Genomic DNA, 23,254 nt, shown 5'->3' on the forward strand with positions numbered 1-23,254 from the left:
CTGCGGCCTGCGCCTCGCAGGCCAGCTTTATTAGCGGAGCGCGCCGTTTAACCAGAATGGCGCATGCGATAAGGCCTGCTTGCGGCTGGATTCGTACCAGCCTTGACGACGTTCGGCCAGCGCCTGCTGCAGTTCGCGCCAGCTTTCGATATAAGGACCGGTTTCGTCATCGGGATAAGCACCGGACAGCAGGATAAATGCCGACACCTGACGGGTCAGGCGCGGCAACTGTTCCTCGTATTCATCCTCGTTCAACGTGCGCGTGAAGGCCTCTTTCAACTCGGCCGCGCTGCGCCCCAGCATAATGTCACTGAAACGTTTGAATGAACCGTCGAGCTTGGTTTGCGCCTTGGCGTCGATAAAGGGTTTCCAGGCGCCGGTCACCAACCATGATGTGAGCGCTAACTTACACTGCAGGTATTCTGCGCTGTAACACAACACCTGCGGTTGAGTGCTCTTATCAATCAACAGCGGCTCCAGTGCGGTCAGGCGGGCGCGCAGATCGGCGCTGGCTTTGCGTGGTACCAGACCACCGAAGATCACCAGTGCCTGACGGATCAGCGCAATCGCCTCCATAACCGAGCGACGGGCCTGGGTATCACCGCGCAGCCACAGCTCTTCGTGATACTGCCAGTGGCTCAGGCCCAGTTCGAAGCTGGCAACCATACCCTGCTCTACGCTGGATTTGGCCGCAGGCTTCAATACCGCCAGCGGGCGGCGCTCACGCGGAGCATTGCCCTGCGCCAGATGATAGCCGCGCGCCGCTTTGCTCAGGTTGCCCTGACGCAGGCCACCGTGCATCGCCAATTCGTTGGCCAGCGCCAGCAGATCGTCGGTATTACCCGTTTTAAGCTCCAGCTCAATCTCGCACAGCGCTTCACTCAGCTCACCAGCGCTGACCTCGCCCTGGTCAAGCCCAACCTCAATCTCGCTCTTACCGTAAGTGACCACCCACTTCTCACGCACGAAGTCGGTGCGGAACAGGGGCTGCAACGCCTGCTGCAGCGCGTCGACATCACAGCCTTGCGGCCAGATATCCGCCGGGAACCGTTCCAACGCCAGCTCCGGCGTAGTGATAGCCACATTATATTCCGGGCGCTGATGCAAACCCGCCACCACCTTACCGGCGGTTTTGATGGTCATTTCATAACTGTCGTCGAAGCCGCGGATACGCAGCCCCATATCCTGACTGCGCAGGAAATTATCGGCGGTTTCGAAGTAGATATTGGTCAGTTTTTGCGGCGCGGAATGCTGATGAGGCCAGGCAGCCAACTGCTGCGGCAAAGCGGCAACCGCATCCGGGGTAGCAATAAATTTCAGTTCTATTTCAACGGTCATAAGTCTTTTACACCAATAAGTTACGCATTCGCGTCAGCCTTCACGGCGGCGGGCCTCGCCTGCCGCGCTCTGCCCGATGACGCACAGTTGCCGTTATCTTACCGCGATTCCCTGCACCTTAACCCTGCTAACTGCAGAAAAAACCTGTTACGTTATAAAACACTGCGCAACTCACAGAATCTGCCACAGTAAGATAGTTCTCATTCCGGTTTTTGCGTTGCGTCGTCAGACTGAACGCTCTACTATCGTTCCCATAAATTCACACAGAAACGATGAACTAATGCAGAAATTACGCCTAATTTGCCTTGCCGTGCTGAGCTTCAGCATCACTTGGGGCGCCCATGCCGAAGATAAACGCTATATCTCCGATGAATTGAATACTTACGTCCATAGCGGCCCGGGTAATCAGTACCGTATCGTCGGTACCCTGAACGCCGGTGAAGAAGTCACCCTGTTGAGCGTAAATGACAGCACCAACTATGGCCAGATCCGCGATGCGAAAGGCCGCACGACCTGGATCCCACTCAATCAGCTGAGCCAGACGCCAAGCCTGCGCACCCAAGTGCCGGCGCTCGAGCAACAGGTAAAAACCCTGACCGACAAGCTGGCCAACATCGACAACAGCTGGAACCAGCGCACGGCAGAAATGCAGCAGAAAGTGGCCGGCAGCGACAGCACCATCAGCGGTCTGCAGCAGGAAAACCAGGATCTGAAAAATCAGCTGGTGGTCGCACAGAAAAAGGTTAACGCGGTTAATCTGCAGCTCGACGACAAACAGCGTACCATTATCCTGCAGTGGTTCATGTACGGCGGTGGCGTAGCCGGCGTAGGCCTGCTGCTTGGCTTGTTGCTGCCACACCTGATCCCGCGGCGCAAAAGCAACAACCGTTGGATGAACTGATTTCAGTCTCCTTCTGTTTGAGATCGGGCGCCTGCGGGGCGCCCTTTTTATTGGCTGCGGCACCGCCCGGCTAATTGAGGTAATCTGGTCAGCAGAGCCTTAAGATAAATTCAGGAGTTAACAGTGAAGACTTACCTGGTCGGCGGCGCCGTCCGCGACAGCCTGCTTGAGATACCGGTATTCGACCGCGACTGGGTGGTGGTGGGCGCCGCACCGTCAGAGCTGATCGCGCTGGGATATCAACAGGTCGGTAAAGACTTCCCGGTGTTTCTAAATCCCAAGACCCATGAAGAATATGCGCTGGCGCGCACCGAGCGGAAATCCGGCCAGGGCTATACCGGTTTTACCTGTTACGCCGCGCCGGACGTGACGTTGGAGCAGGATCTGCAGCGCCGGGATCTGACCATCAACGCCATCGCCCGCAGCGCCGACGGGGAGTTAATCGACCCTTTCAACGGCGTGGCCGACCTGCAAGCGCGAGTGTTACGCCATGTATCTGAAGCTTTTGGTGAAGATCCGTTGCGCGTGCTGCGCGTGGCGCGCTTTGCCGCCCGCTTCGCTCATCTGGGTTTTACCGTCGCCCCGGAAACCGCGGAGTTGATGCGTCAGATGGCGAACAGCGGCGAACTGGCGGCGCTGACCCCGGAACGGGTCTGGAAAGAAACCGAGAAGGCGCTGCAGAGCCAAAGCCCGCAGGTCTATTTCCAGGTGCTGCGCGACTGCGAGGCGCTCAGCGTACTGTTCCCGGAGATCGATGCTTTATTCGGCGTACCGGCCCCCGCCAAATGGCACCCGGAGATCGATACCGGCATTCACACGCTGATGACGCTGGCTATCGCCGCCCAACTCAGCCCCGAGGTCGACGTACGCTTTTCGGCGCTGTGCCATGATTTGGGTAAAGGGCAGACGCCAAAAGAGCTTTGGCCTCACCACCACGGCCATGGGCCTGCCGGTGTCGTGCTGGTAGACGCCTTGTGTCAGCGGTTGCGCGTGCCCAACCCGGTACGCGACCTGGCCAAACTGGTGGCCGAGTATCACGACCTGATCCACATCGTTAACAAACTGCGCCCGGAGACCCTGTTGAAACTGTTTGATGCGGTCGATGTCTGGCGCAAGCCTCAGCGGTTGGAGCAGATGATCCTCACCAGCGAAGCCGATGCTCGCGGACGTACAGGATTTGAAAACAATCCCTACCCGCAGGGTGACTATCTGCGCCAGGCGTTTCAGGTGGCGAATGCCGTCTCGGTAAAAGAAGTGGTGGCCAGCGGCCTGCAAGGGCTGGCGATCCGCGATGAGCTCAAACGGCGTCGTCAACAGGCGTTGGCCGACTGGAAACAAACCCAGGATATCCTGAAAGACCAGGCATAAAAAAACCCCGCAGCGCGGGGTTTTTTATTGACGTGTCGCTTACATGAAGACCATGTAAACCACGGCGGCAACGATAAAACGATAGATGGCGAACGGCACAAACGAAATGCGTTTGATCAGCGACAGGAAGGTTTTTATCGCGATCAGCGCTACGACGAAAGCGGTAGCAAAACCGACGGCGAACATCGGTAAATCGCCCATCGTCAGGAAGTGCAGGCTCTTGTACAAGTCCAGCCCGCTGGCACCGATCATCATCGGCACCGCCAGAATGAAGGAGAACTCGGAGGCCGCATAACGGTTAACGCCCACCAGCATACCGCCGGCAATGGTCGAACCTGAACGGGAAAAGCCCGGCCACAGCGCCAGACACTGGAAGCAACCAATCATAAACGCCTGGCGATAGGTGATGTCATCCAGCCCTTCAGCGCTCGGTTTTTTCGGCTTCAGCCATTCCGCCGCCAGCAACAGGAAACCGCCGACCACCAACGCATACATCACGTTTTTCGGCGCGAACAGCGATTTGATGAAATCATGGAACAACAGCCCCAGCACCACCGCGGGGATCATCGCCAGCAGGATATGGCCCAGTTTCAACCGGCCCGCCGTTTTGCCTTCGTGCTCAACCGGCTTACCGCCGAAATGAATGCCGATCAGCCCGAACAGACGGCGCCAGAACATCACCACCACCGCCAGAATCGACCCCAACTGAATGATCACTTCAAAGGTTTTGGCCTTATCGCCGGTAAAACCCAGCCACTCGCCAACGATGATCATGTGCCCGGTAGAAGATACCGGCAAAAATTCAGTTAACCCTTCAACCACCCCAAGAACAAACGCAATAAACAGTGAATGCATGTCCGCCATGTGCTTCGATCACCCCATAAATTTACGGCTATAAACATAAAAAAGCGGCAGTGCTCAATACATTGCCGCTAAAACAATTCTCAGGTTCAGACCAGACTAACGGTCTTTAGTTGCACCTGTATGACAGAACATCACACCGGACGGGTACCACGCTCAATAATCACCCCAACCCGGCTGGCATGTGCAACGGCCCCCGGTTTGCTGACCTTAATACGGACCCAGGGGGATTTGAAGCGCTGGAGCAATATTTCAGATATTTCCTCTGCCACACGCTCTACCAACGCAAAGCGATTTGGCTCCACGTGCTGGATGATGGCTTCACTGATATCGGCATAGCTCAGACAGTCGTTCACGTCGTCGCTGGCGGCCGCCTGGCGGTTGTCCCAACCCATTTCGATATCGAACACCAGCTTCTGGCGAATGTTTTGTTCCCAATCATAAACGCCAATGGTGGTGATTACGGTAAGTTCTTCTATAAATACGATATCCATCACGTCATTCTCTGTTTTTGGCCTTGCCGGATACCACTTCCAGCGGAATATGCGTATTATCCCTTTATGTTGCGAGTAAAACGACCCTTATTAAACGGAACCGCGTTATGAGTGCTACCGCGCTTGGCATGATTATCTTCGCGTATCTGTGTGGCTCAATTTCCAGTGCGATCCTGGTTTGTCGGATCGCCAGGCTGCCCGATCCGCGTGAACATGGCTCAGGGAATCCAGGGGCTACCAACGTCCTGCGCATCGGCGGTCGCCTGGCGGCGGCGGCGGTGCTGGTTTTCGATATTCTCAAAGGAATGCTGCCCGTCTGGCTGGCATACAAGCTTAATGTCCCGCCGCTGTACCTGGGGCTGACGGCAATTGCCGCCTGCGTTGGGCACATCTATCCGGTGTTCTTCCATTTCCGTGGCGGCAAGGGCGTGGCAACGGCATTTGGTGCCATAGCACCGATAGGCTGGGATCTGACCGGTCTGATGACCGGTACCTGGTTGCTGACCGTGTTGCTCAGCGGTTACTCTTCGCTGGGCGCGATTGTCAGCGCGCTTATTGCCCCCTTCTACGTTTGGTGGTTCAAACCGCAGTTCACCTTCCCAGTAGCCATGCTGTCATGCCTGATCCTGATGCGGCACCACGACAACATTCAGCGTCTTTGGCGTGGGCAGGAGGGAAAAATTTGGGGCAAATTCCGCAAGAAAAAGCCTGAAGCGGTTGAGCAGGAACCCAAAAAAGAAGAGTAACTCATAACGCCAGGGCAGGTCAGCCTGCCCCGAATTAACCCGGTTTCTGTTCCCCACGGTGCCCGGTTTTTTGAGTTATCACTCTATCGTCGTGAATATATTGCGTTTTCCCGCCAGAGTAACGCCTCTGCAGTAATAATATCCCGCTTTCAAAATCGCATGAATTGCCAAATGGCCCCATCGCTAATGATTATCATTAGCGACAATTAAATATTGTCATTCCCTAAAGATGGATCATCAATAAAATGCCTATGAAGACTATTCGGCGCCTGATAATAAAACAGCCTAACCTTTTTATGCTGCTGGCAGGAATATGTACCAGTTCATTGGCTTATGCCGCAGGGGAAAACGAAAGTGTCATTACCGTTTACGGCGAGGGAAATACGGCAGAAAAAGCCATAGGATCCAATGGAACCTATGCCGCCAAACAAAGCGTTACGGCAACAAAAACCAGCACCCCATTAATCAAAACTCCCCAGTCTATTTCCGTTATTACGCAAGAAGAATTACAAACCAAACGCCCCGCCACCATAAAAAATGCGCTCAACTATACGCCGGGTGTAATGACAGGCAACAGCGGCAGTTCGAGCATATTTGATAGCGTCATGATCCGGGGATTCAATAACGTCAGCCAGAATATCTATTTGGACGGTTTGAAATTACAAGGGGATATGTATGCCGACAGCAAAGTGGATCCGTATTTTTTACACCGGGTAGAAGTTTTGCGCGGTCCTGCCTCGGTGCTGTATGGCAAAAGTAACCCCGGCGGCGTTATTTCGAGCGTCAGCAAGCGTCCACAAAAGCAGCCATTGCATGAATTACAGCTGCAGGCCGGCAACCATCACGAATGGAAAACCCAATTCGATTTCAGCGACGCTCTTGATGATGAAGAAGCATTGGCTTACCGCTTAACCGGTAATTATTACGAAGCGCACAGCCAGCAAAAAGGGGAGCGCGAAAAACGCTATGCCATTGCGCCTTCTTTGCTTTGGCAGCCGTCGGATAAAACCTCGCTGTTGTTTCAGCTGTCTTTGCAAAACGAACCACGCACCGGTTATTACGGCTGGCTGCCGAGCGAAGGAACTTTGACTTCCGGCGAATTCGGCAAATTGTCTCCTTCGTTTAACGAGGGCGAGCCCAGCTATAACCGTTTCGAACGCCAGCAGCGCACGGTGGGCTATCAGCTTGATCATGCCTTCAACGATACCTGGTCCTTCCATCAGGCCGTCCGCTATCAGCATACCAAGGTCAACTGGCGCAGCATCTATGGCAACGGCCTGTGCAACCCAATGACCTGCATGGGAGTGGCACCCCAGCAATACGGCACCACCTTGTCCCGCGCAACCATGGTCAGCGACGAGAGATTGAATGGGTTAACCACGGATACCCGGCTGGAAGGGAAATTGAACGCCGGCAGTTGGCGCCACACCCTGTTGATGGGGATCGACTATTCGCAGCTGCGCAACGATCTGCAAAACAAGATGGGCTCTGCCGCGCCGCTCAATCTGGTGAACCCGCAGTATGGCAACCATGATGTGCTTTATTTTGGCGACACCCATACGATTAACAAAAACCACCAGTTAGGCACTTATCTGCAGGATCAGGCCGAATGGCAGAACTGGGTATTCACGCTGGGCGGCCGCTTTGACCACAGCGTCGTAAAAACCCATGAAAGCAGTAATATGACGGGCGCGGAATCTTCATCCAGCATCACGGATAATGAATTCACCTGGCGTGGCGGCGTTAACTATATTTTCAATAACGGCATCGCACCTTACGTGAGCTATAGCGAGTCATTTGAACCCAATAGCGGCAACAGTTTATCAGGCCAGGCTTTCAAACCTTCCCGAGGAAAGCAATATGAAGCAGGGATTAAATTCATCCCTGATAACGCACCGGTTTCTGCCTCTATCGCCGCATTCCAACTGACCAAAGACAATAATTTACGCCGTGATGCCCTTAACCCTTATTACAATGTGCAGGAAGGCAAAATCCGCTCTCGCGGGATTGAAATTGAAGGTAAGGCCGCACTCACCTATAACCTTAATTTAATCGCAAGCTATACCTATACCCATGCTGAGTTCCGCGATAACTCCGGTAATAATGGTCATACTCCAGCCATGGTGCCTAAACATATGGCTAATTTGTGGACCGATTACACCTTTAATCAAGGCTGGCTAAATGGGCTGAGCCTCGGCGGTGGTGCACGTTATGTGTCAAGCACCCCGGGTGACGATGGGAATAATTTCAAAGTCCCGAGCTATACGGTTTTTGATACCGCCATAAAATATCAACTAGATGATATCCCCGGACTGGAAAACGCAGAAATTGCTTTAAACGTAAATAATCTTTTTGATAAGCACTATGTTTCCTCTTGCTTTACCAACAATACCTGTTCATGGGGTGCGGAACGGCAAATCCTCACCACATTAACCTTGCATTGGTAATAGCAAATATTACAGCCCTATTCTTTCGAAATTATATTGAGTTACATGTCGTGCTTTAATTATGGCGTTTGATTTTCGCCACTCTATTTCTTGGCCAATCTTGGCCAAGAATCCTTATTGATATTCCTCAGGGGAGTTATTATGAGTAGTCATCAAACGGGGGCCGGTAAGCCTGGTCCTATCGGGCGACTGCTGCGGCCTATACGTGGGAGCCTTATTGTCGCCGGGGTACTGGCAGCTATCGGCACAATATTCACGCTGGTGCCGTTGGCGGGCATTGCCCATATTGCCGTCATTGTTTTGGGTCATCAGGAACAAACAGGAGCCGCTACTCCGTTGCTGGCGGCGGGTGGGATTGGCGACAGCGTCGTCGTCTGCCTGGTCAGCCTGTTTGTCGGCTTAATCATTGTCACCCTAGCCGAAGTGCTCGCACACCTGGCCGATAACCGCATTACCCATGGCCTGCGCATTACGGCGGCCCGGCGTCTGGCACAGGTGCCCTTGGGGTGGTTTAGCGACCGTGCCTCAGGCGAAGTGAAACAGGCGATGCAGGACGATATTGGCACTCTGCACGATCTCACCGCCCACTTTTTCACCACGCTGGGACGCACAATCGGCGCGATGCTGATCTCGGTTATCTACATGTTCGTCATGGACTGGCGGATGGCGATCGTCTCGATCATTCCTTTCTTCCTGTTCTTCTTCATTTTCGGCAGGGCTCAGAAAGCCGGAGCGCCCCATATGGGCGAGTTTGTTAAGGGGTTAGGCCGTATCAATAATGCCGTAGCCGAATTCGTTAACGGCATCCCGGTGATCAAGACCTTCAGCGGCGGCGGCAAAGCGCACAGCAGCTACCGTAAAGCGATCGCCTCCTTTACCCAGGTATTCACCCGTACCATGAGCCCGGTGATCAAGACCATCGCGCTGGCGAATGCCATCGTTGCTCCGGTGACCGTATTGGGGGTGGTGTTGGTTTTCGGTACCTTGTTTGTGGCACTGGGCTGGCTTGAACCGCTTAACGTCTTGCCGTTCGCCCTGGTCGCACCGGGTATTTCCGCCCCGCTGCTGCTAATGGGCTTTATTACCCACGGCCTGCGTAATGCCACAGGGGCGGCGGAACGCATACAATCGCTGCTGGACACGCCGATCCTCACGCAGCCGGAAGTGCAGCCAATGCTGAAAGACGCGGAGATCCGTTTCGAACAAACCGGTTATTCCTACAATAGTGACAGTCACGTGCTGGCAGACATCAACCTCAGCCTGAAACCCGGCAGCGTAACCGCCATCGTCGGCCCATCAGGCGCGGGCAAATCCACCCTGGCGCGCTTGCTGTTGCGCTTCTTCGATCCGACGCAGGGGCGCATCACGCTTGGCGGCGTCGATCTGCGCGAAATGAGCTCGACCCAGCTTTATCAACACATTGGTTTCGTGTTGCAGGAAGTGAAGCTGATCCACGCCAGCCTGCGAGAAAACATTGCGTTGGGTCGCCCCAATGCCAGCATGCAAGAAATCGAAGCCGCCGCCATGGCAGCCAATATTCACGATCATATCCTGAGCTTGCCACGGGGCTACGACTCGGTAGTCGGGGAGGATGCAAAACTCTCCGGGGGTGAACAGCAGCGCGTAAGCATTGCGCGCGCCGTGCTGTTGAACCCACCGATTTTGGTACTGGATGAAGCCACCGCCGCCGCTGATGCGGAGAACGAATACCTGATTCAGGAAGCCCTTTCCAACTTTGCCAAAAATCGCACGTTACTGGTGATTGCCCATCGGTTAGATACCATCATGCACGCCGATCATATCGTTGTGCTTGAGGACGGCACGATCCGCGAACAAGGCAACCATGCTGAGTTGTTGGCTGGCCAAGGCCGCTATGCTCGCCTCTGGGCTGCGGGGGGTTACGAAAACATGACGAAACAGGCGGATCAACCATGTTAAAAACATTTATGCAGTTGCTCGGCAACGATGCTCCCATATTCCGTCGTTATATCGGCATGGCCGCGCTTTACAGTGTGTGTTGCGGCCTGACGGTCACCACCTTGGTGCCTATAGTCGGCTATCTGCTGCAAGGTGAAGTCTACACGGCGGCCGGTTGGCTGATAGCGCTTTTCGCCGGCGTACTTTTGAGCTGGCTGCTGCGCAGGCGCGTCGATTTCGCCGGCATGAACGTAGGTTCATCGCTGTTACTGACCGCCCGTCAACGCATTGGCGACCATGTGGCTACCTTGCCTATCGGCTGGTTCACTCCTGATAATACGGCGCGACTCAGTCATGTGGTTTCTCAGGGGATGATGGATGTGGCGCAACTCCCGGCGCACCTTTTTACACCGATCGTCAGCGGTGTCGTCACGCCGCTGGTGCTGGTGATAGCGCTCTGCACCCTGCAGTGGCAAATGGGGCTGCTGGCGCTGGCGGCCCTCCCCCTGATTGCCGGTATTTTCCTGCTCTCAGCGCGGCTCGGTACCCAGGCTGACGAAGCCTTCCATCAGGCATCCGCCCACACCAGCCAACGTATGGTGGAGTTTGCTCAGGCACAGTCCGTACTGCGCGCCTTCAATGGCGAAGGCGGCGGGACCCGCTTCCTTGAGCAGGCCATCGATCGGCAGTATCAGTCAGGCAAACGGCTTATTTATATCTCCACGGCCTCTGTGGTGCTCAACTCCTGGGTAGTGCAACTGGTGTTTGCCACCCTCTTGGTCACCGGAGCCACGCTGCTGAGCCATTCTCAGGGGAACCTGCCGGCTATCGGTAGCGCCGTGGGGACGGTGATCGCCCTGATGCTGGTTAGCCGCTTTATCGACCCGTTGCTGGACGTTGCCAGTTATGGCGAAGCCCTGCGAAACGCCCGCGGCCAGTTAAATGCCGTCAGCGAAATTTTAGCCATTACCCCCTTGCCCGAACCTCAACAGGCACAACGGCCACATGACGGCTCGCTGGAGCTGCGCGATGTTTCGTTCAGCTATTCTTCAGAACAGGCTGCCGTACTGCGCGGGGTCAGCTTTAAGGTTGAACCCGGCACCATGACCGCACTCGTTGGCGCATCCGGCTCGGGTAAAACCAGCCTGGTTCGTTTGATTGCGCGTTTCTTTGACGTCACCGGCGGGGCAGTGATGATTGGCGGAGCCGACGTACGCCAGATCCCTAACGAACAATTGACGGATCAGATCAGCCAGATTTTCCAAAATACCTACCTGTTCCAAGGCAGCATTGGCGAAAACATCCGTCTGGGTAAGCCGACGGCCAGCGATGAGGAAGTGTTGATGGCCATCGAACAAGCCGGGGCAGCGGAAATCATCGAACGGCTGCCCCAGGGGCTGGACACCCCGGTAGGGGAAGGCGGCGCACGGCTTTCCGGCGGCGAGCGCCAGCGTATTTCTATCGCCCGCGCGCTGATTAAAGACGCCCCTGTTCTGCTGGTTGATGAAGCGACTGCGGCACTGGATCCCGAGAATCAAGCGATCATTGCCGACACCCTGGCACGGCTGCGCGGCAAGAAGACGTTGATTGTCATTGCGCACCAGCTGTCGACGGTAGCGATGGCCGATCAAATTCTGGTACTGCAAGACGGCGAAATTGCTGAACGCGGCACCCATGCCCAGCTTGAAGCCCTGGGGGGACGCTACGCGCATTTCCTGACTCAGCGGCACAGAACCAAAGGTTGGCGTATTGCCTGACTGAAAACTGAAAAGGCTCCCACTGGGAGCCTTTTGTTTGGCTATGGCAATGTCCAGGCCAATTAGACGGCAGGCAGCTCAGCCAATGGCCAGCGCGGCCGTACCGAAACGCTCAGCTCCGGATTAGCGCCGCTTTTCAGCCGCACCATGCCTGCGTAAGCGATCATCGCGCCGTTATCGGTGCAGAACTCCGGTCGGGCGTAAAACACTTCACCGCCGCGCTTATGCATCATTTCTGCCAGCTTGGTTCGCAGCGTACGGTTGGCGCTGACGCCACCGGCCATCACCAGGCGCTTAAAGCCGGTTTGTTCCAGCGCGCGTTTGCATTTGATCGCCAGCGTATCCACCACTGCATCTTCAAACGCCCGGGCTATGTCAGCACGCGTCTGATCGTCATTGCCGTTGGAGCGAATGGTATTGGCGGCAAAGGTCTTCAGCCCGGAGAAGCTGAAATCCAGCCCTGGCCGGTCGGTCATCGGGCGTGGGAAGGTGAAACGCCCCGCCGTGCCCTGTTGCGCCATCTTCGACAGCATCGGCCCGCCAGGGTAGTCCAGCCCAAGCAGCTTGGCGGTTTTGTCGAAAGCTTCCCCGGCCGCATCGTCGACCGATTCGCCCAGCAGTTCATATTCGCCGATACCGGTCACGCTGATCAGCTGCGTATGCCCGCCAGACACCAGCAGCGCGACAAACGGAAACGCCGGCGGGTTATCTTCCAGCATCGGCGCCAGCAGGTGGCCTTCCATATGATGCACAGGCACCGCCGGCACATTCCAGGCAAACGCCAGTGCGCGGCCAATGGTGGCTCCGACCAGCAGCGCCCCCACCAGGCCCGGCCCGGCGGTGTAGGCAACGCCGTCGATATCCGCCGCGGTCAGGTTCGCTTCCTTCAATGCCGCCTGAATCAACGGCACGGTTTTGCGCACGTGATCGCGGGAGGCCAGCTCCGGCACCACGCCGCCGTAGTCGGCATGCAGTTTCACCTGGCTGTACAATTGGTTGGCTAATAAACCGGCCTGATCGTCATACACTGCAATTCCGGTTTCATCGCAGGAGGTTTCTATGCCCAGTACTCGCATTACATTTCCCATCATTCACGTGCGGTCGCCAGTTTAGCACAATCGAGCCTGTTTACCGCCAGCGTGGCGCACGCTTGTCACCATTATTGGGCTATGTTGATGATTACAGCCACAAATGCCGATTTGATTAAAAACGAGCATTTTTTTCTGATTAGTCTATAATCAGCGCCCGATGCAAAATTGCGCATGTTTTACCAGGGTGGCCGCAGGTTTCAATTTGCTGTGGTGCTTTACAAAGCAGCATCCGTTGAAGTAAAATTCCGCACCATTTTGAAATTGCTGGCGCTTGGCCAGCAGCAAACCGAATTTTATTGAGGTGAGAGGCACATGCCTGTAATTAAAGTACGTGAAAACGAGCCATTTGACGTTGCTCTGCGTCGTTTCAAACGCTCTTGCGAAAAAGCGGGCGTTCTGGCTGAAGTTCGTCGTCGTGAGTTCTATGAAAAACCGACTACCGAACGTAAGCGCGCTAAAGCTTCTGCTGTGAAACGTCACGCGAAGAAACTGGCTCGCGAAAACGCACGCCGCACTCGTCTGTATTAATTCTTCGGGGGCAACCCCGCCGCGTGAATTTCTGATTTTAAAAATCGCGCAGACCGAGTAGTTGCATACGAAGGCCGTGCTTTCCGAAAGGAATGCGCGGCTTGTTCTCGTTTATAGGCTAGTAAAGTAAGGGCTTATGGCTGGACGAATTCCGCGCGTATTTATCAATGACTTGCTGGCTCGCACCGACATCGTCGATCTGATCGATGCCCGGGTAAAGCTCAAGAAGCAGGGCAAGAACTATCACGCGTGCTGTCCGTTCCACCACGAAAAAACGCCTTCATTTACGGTTAATGGCGAAAAGCAGTTTTACCACTGCTTTGGTTGTGGTGCGCACGGTAACGCCGTCGACTTTCTGATGAATTACGACAGGCTCGAGTTTGTCGAAACCATCGAAGAGCTGGCCACCATGCACGGACTGGAAGTGCCTTACGAGGCGGGTTCCGGACCGACGCAAATCGAACGCCATCAGCGTCAAAGCCTGTATCAACTGATGGAACAACTCAGCGCGTTCTATCAACAGTCACTGCATCAGTCCTCCGGCACGCCGGCGCGCAATTATCTGCAACAGCGCGGGCTGAGTGACGACGTTATCCGTCATTTCGCCATCGGTTTTGCACCTGCCGGTTGGGATAACGCATTAAAGCGTTTTGGTCGTGACGCCGAGTCACGCCTGGCATTGAACGATGCAGGCATGCTGGTGACTAACGATCAAGGACGCTCGTACGATCGTTTCCGTGAGCGCGTAATGTTCCCTATCCGCGACAAACGCGGGCGAGTGATCGCCTTTGGCGGACGCGTATTGGGTGACGGCATGCCGAAATACCTGAACTCACCGGAAACCGAAGTTTTCCACAAAGGTCGTCAGCTGTACGGCCTGTATGAAGCGCAACAGAGCCACCCTACCCCGCAGCGATTGCTGGTAGTGGAAGGCTATATGGACGTGGTGGCGCTGGCGCAATGCGGCATCGATTATGCCGTCGCCTCGCTTGGCACCTCGACAACGGCCGAACATATTCAGCTGCTGTTCCGCGCCACCGACAACGTTGTCTGTTGCTATGACGGTGACAGAGCCGGTCGCGTAGCGGCATGGCGTGCACTGGAAACCGCGTTGCCCTATCTCAATGACGGGCGTCAACTGCGGTTTATGTTTTTGCCCGACGGCGAAGACCCGGACACATTGGTACGCAAAGAAGGCAAAGAGGCCTTCGAACAGCGAATGGAGCAGGCGCAGCCGCTTTCCACTTTCCTGTTCGAAACCCTGATGCCGCAGGTAGACCTGAGCAGCCCGGACGGCCGCGCCAAGCTGAGCACGCTGGCACTGCCGCTGATTACTCAGGTGCCGGGCGAAACGTTGCGCTTGTACCTGCGCCAACAGCTCGGCAGCAAGCTGGGTTTGCTGGACGACAGCCAGTTGGACAAGCTGATGCCCAAGCAAGCCGAAAATGCGAATACTTATCAGGCGCCCCAGCTAAAACGCACAACCATGCGTATACTGATAGGGTTACTGGTACAAAATCCGCAACTGGCTACACTTATCCCTTCGCTTGAGGGATTGGAGCAGACCAAACAGGCGGGTTTGCCGCTGTTTGTCGAGCTGGTGCAGACCTGTCTGGCTCAGCCAGGGCTGACAACCGGCCAACTGTTGGAGCAGTATCGCGACAACAAATTGAGCCAACAGCTTGAAACCTTGGCAACATGGAACCATATGATCGTTGAGGATATGGTTGAACAGACTTTTTTGGATACTTTAGCCAGCCTGTACGACTCGGTACTGGAACAGCGGCTGGAGACATTGATCGCACAGGCCAGAACCCATGGCCTCAGCCCGGAAGAACGTGAAGAAGTCCGTTCTTTGAATCAGGTGCTGGCGAAGAAAAACTGAATACCAAACGGCTTAAGTGCCGATAAATGCGAGGGCAGAGCCCTGCAATATGCCGCCACAGTGGGCCGCGGCAACAACAAAAACGCCCCAAATGCTATTGTTGGCGGTTTCGCCGACCGACACCAACCCAAATACTCTGAAGTGTGGATACCGTCTTATGGAGCAAAACCCGCAGTCACAGCTAAAGCTACTTGTCACCCGTGGTAAGGAGCAAGGCTATCTGACCTATGCTGAGGTCAATGACCATCTGCCGGAAGATATCGTCGACTCCGACCAGATCGAAGACATCATCCAGATGATTAACGACATGGGCATCCAGGTTCTGGAAGAAGCACCGGACGCCGACGACCTATTGCTTGCTGAAAACTCAAACAGCACGGACGAAGATGCGGAAGAAGCTGCCGCTCAGGTGTTGTCCAGCGTTGAGTCTGAAATCGGCCGTACCACCGACCCGGTGCGCATGTACATGCGCGAAATGGGGACCGTTGAACTGCTGACGCGCGAAGGCGAAATCGACATCGCCAAGCGCATTGAAGACGGCATCAACCAGGTGCAGTGCTCGGTTGCCGAGTACCCGGAAGCCATTACCTATTTGCTGGAACAGTACGATCGCGTCGAAGCGGGCGAAGCTCGCCTGTCCGATCTGATCACCGGCTTCGTCGATCCTAATGCGGAAGAGGACATCGCCCCTACCGCTACCCACGTGGGTTCTGAGCTGTCTACCGAAGAGCAGAACGACGACGATGAAGAAGAAGATGAAGACGAAGAAGAAGACGACAACAGCATCGACCCTGAGCTGGCCCGTCAGAAATTCGCCGACCTGCGCGATCAATACGAAGCGACTCGTGTCGTCATCAAAAAGAACGGCCGCAGCCACGCCAGCGCAGCAGAAGAAATTCTGAAGCTGTCTGAAGTGTTCAAGCAGTTCCGCCTGGTGCCAAAACAGTTCGACTTCCTGGTCAACAGCATGCGTACCATGATGGACCGCGTTCGTACTCAAGAACGTATCATCATGAAACTGTGCGTTGAACAGTGCAAAATGCCGAAGAAAAACTTCGTCACTCTGTTCGCGGGCAACGAAACCAGCACCACCTGGTTCGAAGCGGCGCTGGCAATGGCCAAGCCATGGTCAGAGAAGCTGAAAGACGTCGCCGAAGACGTGCAACGCAGCCTGCAGAAACTGCGTCAGATCGAAGAAGAGACCGGCTTGACCATCGAGCAGGTGAAGGACATCAACCGCCGCATGTCTATCGGTGAAGCGAAAGCCCGCCGTGCGAAGAAAGAGATGGTTGAAGCGAACTTGCGTCTGGTTATTTCTATCGCCAAGAAATACACCAACCGCGGCCTGCAGTTCCTGGATCTGATCCAGGAAGGCAACATCGGTCTGATGAAAGCGGTAGACAAGTTTGAATACCGTCGTGGTTATAAGTTCTCGACTTACGCCACCTGGTGGATCCGTCAGGCTATCACCCGTTCTATCGCCGACCAGGCGCGTACCATCCGTATTCCGGTGCATATGATTGAGACCATCAACAAGCTCAACCGTATTTCGCGCCAGATGCTGCAAGAGATGGGCCGCGAACCGACGCCGGAAGAGCTGGCTGAACGCATGCTGATGCCGGAAGACAAAATCCGCAAAGTGCTGAAGATCGCCAAAGAGCCGATCTCCATGGAAACGCCGATCGGTGATGATGAAGATTCACATCTGGGCGATTTCATCGAGGATACCACCCTCGAGCTGCCGCTGGATTCTGCCACCTCGGAAAGCCTGCGCTCCGCAACGCACGACGTATTGGCCGGCCTCACCGCCCGTGAAGCGAAAGTGCTGCGTATGCGTTTCGGCATCGATATGAACACTGACCATACGCTGGAAGAAGTGGGCAAACAGTTCGACGTTACCCGTGAGCGTATTCGTCAGATCGAAGCCAAAGCACTGCGTAAACTGCGCCACCCAAGCCGTTCCGAAGTGCTGCGCAGCTTCCTGGACGACTAAGGTTCAGCTGTTAGCAAAAAAACCCCGGCTCGCCGGGGTTTTTTATTGCCTAAAACATGCTGTTGCCGCTGGCGGTTTTCTCCGGCACCGGTTGGGTCACGTCCCAGTGCTCCACGATTTTGCCTTCGTTATCAAGCCGGAAAATATCGATAATCGCGGCCGTCTTGCCCTTTTCTCGTCCGCTAGTCTCTACGTGCAAAATCACATAGTTGCCGTCGACAAATGCCTGTTTGATTTCGCTGTGAGAATCGGGGTAACGCGCTTTGAGCAGCTCGACAAACTTGCGGAACCCTTCCACCCCATCCTGCGCATTGGGATTGTGCTGTTTGTACTCATCACCCAGAAAGGGCCGTGCCGCGGCAAAATCCTTGTTATTTAGCCCCTGCTGATAAAACTCCAGCACGTTATTTTTGTTCTTCAGTTCCTGCACGCTGCTGCCCGCATGGGCAGCACCGGTCGCCAACAGCAGAGCGACTAATGCCGCTTTAATCATCGCTTTAATCATCGCTTTCATCCCGCAACTCCCTCTCAGATTATTTCAATGCCAGAAACAGCTCGCGATAACTCTCTGTAAGCTGCTCCAGCGTGGCACGATTCAATCCGCTGGGGTTCGGCAATACCCAAACCTCAGTTTTGCCGATCGTCATCTCCTGACGGCCCCAAGCTACATTTTTTACCCCAAAGGCGCTGCTGAACGCCTGCTTGCCCAAAACAGCCAATGCGCGCGGCTGGTAGCGCAAGATTTTTTCTTTTAGCGCCTCGCCGCCGCTGAGCAATTCGTCACGCGTCACTTCGCTGGCCGCGACCGTTGGCCGTGCCACCAGCGCGGTGATGCCGCAGCCGGTATCCTGCAGCTGTTGCCACTGTTCGGGCGCCAGTTGACGTTCGGTAAAGCCGGCCTGATGCACCACCTTCCAGAAGCGGTTGCTGCCGTTGGCAAAAGGGTAGCCTTGGTGGGCGGAGGAGAGGCCGGGGTTGATGCCGCAAAACACCACCCGCAGGTTTGGCGCCAGGAGTTCCATAGGGGTCGGGAGTCCATTAAAGGGGATTTACAGCGGTTATCGCAAAATCCGCCAGTAATTACAACAGGCTAGAACTGCGCATAAAAGCAACATACGGATGGTTAACTGTAGACCTGCGTCGAAGGATTGCCGTATAATCTCGCCGCTTGGCCCCTTAGCTCAGTTGGTTAGAGCACGCGACTCATAATCGCTTGGTCACTGGTTCAAGTCCAGTAGGGGCCACCAAATTCAGAAGGGCTTAGACAGGAAACTGACTAAGTCCTTTTTTGTTTTGTGGTTTCAGAAAAAAATAATCGGCGAAATAGGCTTCAGACTTGCGCCAGATAAATCGCCAGAGAGTAACGCTCGTTCCACATCACTCTCTGGAGGTTAATTAACATTGAAATTCGCCATTTAAAAATGGGCGAACCATCTCCTTACTCAGGGGTATGCCGTACCTCTTTCCACACCTGCAAGGCGAGCAACAGCAGCGCCCCGGCCCCAAACACTAACAGTAACCAAAGCAGGCCTTTTTTCCACACGCTGATAACCTCACTGGCATCCATCGCATTCAAACGCTCGTTTCCCCCCAGAATGACCCTGGATTGAAACCCCACCAATGGCAGGTCGTTAACAGACACTGATTTTCGTAATGCAGCAGGGATCAGCTCATCTAACGAGATAGCCTGATGCTGAGCCGCTTTATTTCCCCACGCCAGCAGGAAAGGAGGCGTTCCTTGAGCATTGAACACTATCGTTTTTCTGTCTCGTTCCGCTACAACCTCTGGCATATGATCATTCCATTGTTGGTTGATCCCCTTCAAGCGGATGCCTTGCACCAACAAATCCTTCAGTGGGATCGCTTCAGCAGTGCGATCATTCACCGAGTAAACGACCCGCTTAACCAAAGGCTGCCAACGGTCATTCGCTTTACTACGGTATTCAATCTCAAGTGGTAATACAGTATTGCTTTGTGTAGGCCGCACGCTGATATTGTTAAGCGGTTGAGGATTTGACCAGGTATATTCAGCTTCGCTCGTCGAAATGGCTTTCGAGCTGAACGGCAAGGTGATCCTTTGTTGATCCGTTCGATGAGAAGCAGCAATCCCCTCCGCGGAAAGGATTTTCAGGCCCGGAGCCATTTGATCATCGTTGAACACCAATAATAAGTAACGAATTTGGGAATAATACCTGCCATTATCAAGATCAATAGTATTCAGCAACAGCCGATCGGTACTGGATACTAAATCCATCAAAGGCGCATCATCAACACCACTCATCCATTCATTTAAATCATGGCTGTACATAATACTCACACGTGACTGCCAATTTTCAGGCTGACGCTCCCAGGTCAGCTTTAACTGGGTAAGGGATGGACTGCTACCATCGTACTGAGGCACCTCCAACAAATAGGCGTTACCCATTTGTTGGTCGCTATCAATCGGCAATATAATTTCTACCCCCCCGACCGATTTTAACGAAATTACCTCTTGCTCCAGCAGAGTCGTCTTTTTACTCTTCATCGGAAACAGCCTAAGAGAGTAAGTCTGACTGTCACTCTGAGTAATCGTATTCGCTGTCAGCGCAAACGCTACTGATTGCCCCTGGCTATTGAACACCCGAACGTCACGCATATCCGGCCACACCGTTTCGGTATAAACCGCCTCTGGCAGTTCAATTCGGAAAAACGGATCCCGACTTTCGGTCGTTAACGGCAAACCATATGCGAAATCTTGAGTTTTTTCGCTAATCGGGCTCTGTTGAGCCTGTGCCGTCCCGGCCAGGCAAAAAAAAACACAAAATAACCGGCTAGTTATTTTTATATTCATACATTCCCTCGCTCACTATCCATATTGAATCCCTTCTTGTTCTTCGTTTTTGGGGGAAGTGGAGAAAAATATCCCACGATCAAAACCAGTATCGCTACACCGATAAACGAAACCGCACGAGCCAATCCCCCGTGCTGCGCACTGTCCACAAAGATCAGTTTAAGGATAACAACACCTAACAAACCGGCCCCACTGAACCACACCTCACGCCGTTGATGGCGAGTTGACCACAGCATAGTAATCAACGCAGCTAGCATCCAGATTAACGAGAACGATGTCTGAACCAGGTGAGAAGCCCAGAGTGCATCCCCCCGCCAGGCAATTTTTGCGTAAAAAGCCAATATCCGAAGCAGGATGCCATTGCCCCACCAAAACAAAACGGCAACGATAAATAGCAACAGTGCAAGCCTCATTCTGGAACGGTATTCGGGGAATTCCGTACGGACAAACATCCCTTGGGTAACCATTGCCAAAAACGCGAAACCAGCTCCTTCCTCTAATGGATTTAACAAAGGTAAATACAGCCAATCGGCACTAACACCATCAGACATGTTGCCTATAAATAAGAACAAGAGGGTTAATATGATTAGTGGGGCAAGGGCAATACCGCCATAAAGTCGCCGGTGTGCTACAAACGGCCAATATTGTCTGCGAAGCGCGCTATGTGTGGCCAAAATGATCAGTGAGATAACGCTCACCTGCAGGCCAAAACGCCATTCATCCATTCCCCATGGCAAACGCGCAGTACGCCAAAATACCTCATAACCCAGAGCTAACAACACCATCCAGAACAGCGAAAGATGCAAACCTTGCTCCAGATAAGGTAACCGCAAGGAACTGGCATCTCGTTTCAACAACCAATACGCCAATGGCAAGGCCATCAGCCATACAAGGTTTAACCAACCGGATGCCAACAATGAATCCCAAGACCTCATTTGGAAAAACAACGTGGCCAACATTGCTGGCCACAGCAGCCAGACGTTGTAGCCCAATTCAAACCACGCCATTCTTTGCGCCGCGTAACGCCAAGCCGCCACAGATAACGTCACTAATACCAATGCCAGGAGAGCAGTTTGATCGGCTACCAAGAGCAAGCGTGCGACAAAACCCAAAAGACAGACTAACCAGAGACAGATCCCTCCGAACAGGAAAATCCAGCTGATACTCGATCCGACTTCTGCTGCCGACTCCCATTCACGCCAAATAAATGCCACTACGAGCCAGGTGAAGGCTAATACAGCGAATACCAGGGTGAAGGACAGTGTCGACACGCCGGCATGACAAGCTACTACAGCAGAAACCAACGCCAGTACCAATAATCCGGAACCACTGAGGCTTACGCGGATTTGCTGCTGCATACGGCCGAGCCATAGAATTCCAACCCCTTCCAAAGCCCAGGCCATTGATGTCCACTGCGCTGACAACGCTAGTGGGATAGCCAGTGTGGTAAACACACACCCCAACGCTAACCAAGAAATCGCCAACACCTTTCCTGTAGATAAATGGCGTTTCAATGCAACCCAAGCCAGAAGCAAATATAATAAACCAAAGCCAAGCGCAGAAAATGCCGGGCCAAACTCCCACTGGCGAGTGATCCAATACTGAATACCAAAACCTATCAGCGGTGTGCCAAACAACAGCACACTATCAATAACCATCTCGTCTTTGTCAGATAATTTTGAGCGTAGGGCTAAAGCAAGGCAAAGCACGCCAAAAATCATAATATTGGCAATTAGGAGAAGTTGACACACCAGATAATATTCATGAGAGTAATGATTAACACCCCGAACCCCGGCAATGCCAAATGTGAAAATAAAACCCAGAAGGTTAAGCGGCCGCCACGACTGCCAAATGCTGATGGCTAAAATACCCAGTGAGAGCAACAAATAATAAGAGAATAGCGCGATATAATTTGCACTACCGGTGGAAAGCAGCAGAGGTGAAAGATAGCCACCGAAACTGGCAAGTATCGCTAGGCTAGGTGCGCGTTGTAATACAGCTAAACCCACGCTAGCAGCACAGATGGCCAACATCAGCCCAAATGCCAACATATGCGGCAAAAGCTGGTAAAGCCGAAATGCGCCAAACACGGTGATATAGAGGGTCCCAATGGCTCCCCCTTGCAAGATCAACGCATACAAGTTTCGTTTAAGACGTAGGCGCCAACCAAACCATAGTAGTATCCCGCTTGTCGCGGCTGCCCCTATCAGTCTGAACTCTATGGGTAACATGTCTCGTTCAACGGTGTATTTCAGCAAATAAGCCACCCCAAAGAACAGCAGCATGATCCCTAGTTTTGCTAGCGGATTACCCTGCATGAACCAAGCAAATAGTCCACCGAACAAACGGTCTTTTATCTCCTCATAGTTATCAACCTTAGGTGTTGACTCTATTGGCTTTGACTGAAGCCAAGCTGTGGTCTGAGCTTCAGGCTCATCAAGGATCTGAATTGGCTTTGACTGAAGCCAAGATGCGGTCTGAGCTTCAGGTTCAATACGTTCCTGACCAGTCGGAAGAGATATTTCTTGTACTGCAATACCAACATCAGCAATGGCACCTGGAGTCTTCGGATAAACATAATCCATTTTCTCCGCCGACACGGGGTGATTCAAAGGTGCACCGTCCGGTCGTAGGTGCTCAGTTTTGGCGCTTGTGAAGCAATCTACCTGCTGTCGTAGTTCAGTTACGGTGAGTGTCAGTTGCTCTATGTCATATTGGTTACGCTTACCTCGTCCCAGCGATATAACCACCGAAATAGGCAAGACTATCAGACACAATAACAACGCCAACCCCGCGATAAAAACCAATCCATCCATGGCACGGCCTTTAACTTATCTATTGTGACAACACTCTTACATCAAAAAATGGCTCGCAACAACGGCTCGATAAAACTCTTGGCATGTAGATCAATATTTATTTTAATTAAGTATTATTTCATGCTCTGCTAGTACATATTTTTTGATCTATAAAACTTTATCAATTCGCTTCTCATTCAATACAACAACCAAGATGAGCAGAAATCACTATTCACATAAAGTAATGGATAAAAAACAGAGACACTGGAATAAAACTCACCTTTCAATTCCGTTTCACTCAAT

General features: G+C 53.5%; 17 protein-coding genes and 1 tRNA gene. 10 read left to right on the forward strand and 8 right to left on the reverse strand.

The window, feature by feature from the left end:
- Positions 1 to 30 precede the first annotated feature (30 nt).
- Entirely contained in the window at positions 31 to 1,338 is a 1,308-nt protein-coding gene (locus NR114_RS12250) for an inorganic triphosphatase (RefSeq protein WP_048759828.1), read from the reverse strand.
- A 280-nt stretch (positions 1,339 to 1,618) separates the two neighbouring features.
- Between NR114_RS12250 and NR114_RS12255 the strand changes: the two genes are divergently transcribed.
- Both NR114_RS12255 and NR114_RS12260 read left to right on the forward strand, forming a co-directional pair.
- Entirely contained in the window at positions 1,619 to 2,239 is a 621-nt protein-coding gene (locus NR114_RS12255; RefSeq protein WP_020828715.1) for a TIGR04211 family SH3 domain-containing protein, read from the forward strand.
- A gap of 123 nt (positions 2,240 to 2,362) precedes the next feature.
- The gene (locus NR114_RS12260; protein WP_256814110.1) at positions 2,363 to 3,607 is read left to right on the forward strand and encodes a multifunctional CCA addition/repair protein; all 1,245 of its coding nucleotides are present in this window, start codon (positions 2,363 to 2,365) and stop codon (positions 3,605 to 3,607) included.
- Positions 3,608 to 3,646: 39 nt separating this feature from the next.
- Here NR114_RS12260 and bacA read toward each other — a convergent pair whose 3' ends face one another.
- Positions 3,647 to 4,471 carry an undecaprenyl-diphosphate phosphatase gene (gene bacA, locus NR114_RS12265; protein ID WP_020828717.1) on the reverse strand — a complete coding sequence of 275 codons (825 nt, stop codon included), beginning with the start codon at positions 4,469 to 4,471 and terminating at the stop codon, positions 3,647 to 3,649.
- Positions 4,472 to 4,602: 131 nt separating this feature from the next.
- Positions 4,603 to 4,962, reverse strand: a complete 360-nt coding sequence (folB, locus tag NR114_RS12270) for a bifunctional dihydroneopterin aldolase/7,8-dihydroneopterin epimerase (protein WP_020828718.1) — start codon at positions 4,960 to 4,962, stop codon at positions 4,603 to 4,605.
- A gap of 107 nt (positions 4,963 to 5,069) precedes the next feature.
- On the opposite strand from folB, the gene plsY reads away from it, so the two are divergent.
- From plsY to NR114_RS12290, 4 genes are all read left to right on the forward strand, one after another.
- The gene (gene plsY, locus NR114_RS12275) at positions 5,070 to 5,708 is read left to right on the forward strand and encodes a glycerol-3-phosphate 1-O-acyltransferase PlsY (protein WP_234529762.1); all 639 of its coding nucleotides are present in this window, start codon (positions 5,070 to 5,072) and stop codon (positions 5,706 to 5,708) included.
- A 251-nt stretch (positions 5,709 to 5,959) separates the two neighbouring features.
- The gene (gene fhuA, locus NR114_RS12280) at positions 5,960 to 8,155 is read left to right on the forward strand and encodes a ferrichrome porin FhuA (RefSeq protein WP_256814111.1); all 2,196 of its coding nucleotides are present in this window, start codon (positions 5,960 to 5,962) and stop codon (positions 8,153 to 8,155) included.
- A 141-nt stretch (positions 8,156 to 8,296) separates the two neighbouring features.
- A complete protein-coding gene (locus NR114_RS12285; protein WP_234529767.1) occupies positions 8,297 to 10,093 on the forward strand; it encodes an ABC transporter ATP-binding protein in 1,797 nt (598 codons plus the stop codon).
- Positions 10,087 to 11,829 (forward strand): ABC transporter ATP-binding protein, encoded by a 1,743-nt coding sequence (locus tag NR114_RS12290; protein WP_234529769.1) that lies wholly within the window; start codon positions 10,087 to 10,089, stop codon positions 11,827 to 11,829. The genes NR114_RS12285 and NR114_RS12290 overlap by 7 nt, the downstream gene beginning before the upstream one ends.
- A 62-nt stretch (positions 11,830 to 11,891) precedes the next feature.
- Here the strand turns inward: NR114_RS12290 and tsaD are convergent, their stop codons facing one another.
- Entirely contained in the window at positions 11,892 to 12,905 is a 1,014-nt protein-coding gene (gene tsaD, locus NR114_RS12295; RefSeq protein ID WP_020828723.1) for a tRNA (adenosine(37)-N6)-threonylcarbamoyltransferase complex transferase subunit TsaD, read from the reverse strand.
- Positions 12,906 to 13,232: 327 nt separating this feature from the next.
- Here tsaD and rpsU point away from each other — a divergent pair, with 327 nt between their 5' ends.
- The 3 genes from rpsU to rpoD all read left to right on the forward strand — a co-directional run bounded on the left by rpsU (position 13,233) and on the right by rpoD (position 17,326).
- On the forward strand, positions 13,233 to 13,448 hold the full coding sequence (gene rpsU, locus NR114_RS12300; RefSeq protein WP_001144069.1) for a 30S ribosomal protein S21: 216 nt from the start codon (positions 13,233 to 13,235) through the stop codon (positions 13,446 to 13,448).
- A 136-nt stretch (positions 13,449 to 13,584) separates the two neighbouring features.
- Positions 13,585 to 15,333 (forward strand): DNA primase, encoded by a 1,749-nt coding sequence (dnaG, locus tag NR114_RS12305; protein WP_256814113.1) that lies wholly within the window; start codon positions 13,585 to 13,587, stop codon positions 15,331 to 15,333.
- Between the two features lie 157 nt (positions 15,334 to 15,490).
- Positions 15,491 to 17,326, forward strand: a complete 1,836-nt coding sequence (gene rpoD, locus NR114_RS12310) for an RNA polymerase sigma factor RpoD (RefSeq protein WP_020831770.1) — start codon at positions 15,491 to 15,493, stop codon at positions 17,324 to 17,326.
- 49 nt (positions 17,327 to 17,375) lie between these two features.
- On the opposite strand, the gene NR114_RS12315 is transcribed toward rpoD, so the two are convergent.
- Positions 17,376 to 17,819, reverse strand: a complete 444-nt coding sequence (locus NR114_RS12315; protein WP_176984468.1) for an ester cyclase — start codon at positions 17,817 to 17,819, stop codon at positions 17,376 to 17,378.
- A gap of 40 nt (positions 17,820 to 17,859) precedes the next feature.
- Positions 17,860 to 18,348 carry a G/U mismatch-specific DNA glycosylase gene (gene mug / locus NR114_RS12320; RefSeq protein ID WP_116691708.1) on the reverse strand — a complete coding sequence of 163 codons (489 nt, stop codon included), beginning with the start codon at positions 18,346 to 18,348 and terminating at the stop codon, positions 17,860 to 17,862.
- Between the two features lie 148 nt (positions 18,349 to 18,496).
- On the opposite strand from mug, the gene NR114_RS12325 reads away from it, so the two are divergent.
- Positions 18,497 to 18,573, forward strand: a tRNA-Ile gene (locus NR114_RS12325).
- Positions 18,574 to 18,764: 191 nt separating this feature from the next.
- Here the strand turns inward: NR114_RS12325 and NR114_RS12330 are convergent.
- Positions 18,765 to 20,156 carry a DUF3999 family protein gene (locus NR114_RS12330; protein WP_256814114.1) on the reverse strand — a complete coding sequence of 464 codons (1,392 nt, stop codon included), beginning with the start codon at positions 20,154 to 20,156 and terminating at the stop codon, positions 18,765 to 18,767.
- Entirely contained in the window at positions 20,153 to 22,972 is a 2,820-nt protein-coding gene (locus tag NR114_RS12335; protein ID WP_256814115.1) for a DUF2339 domain-containing protein, read from the reverse strand. The genes NR114_RS12330 and NR114_RS12335 overlap by 4 nt, the downstream gene beginning before the upstream one ends.
- Positions 22,973 to 23,254: the final 282 nt, after the last annotated feature.

Source organism: Serratia sp. Ser99, from assembly GCF_024519545.1.
Taxonomy (GTDB): domain Bacteria; phylum Pseudomonadota; class Gammaproteobacteria; order Enterobacterales; family Enterobacteriaceae; genus Serratia; species Serratia liquefaciens.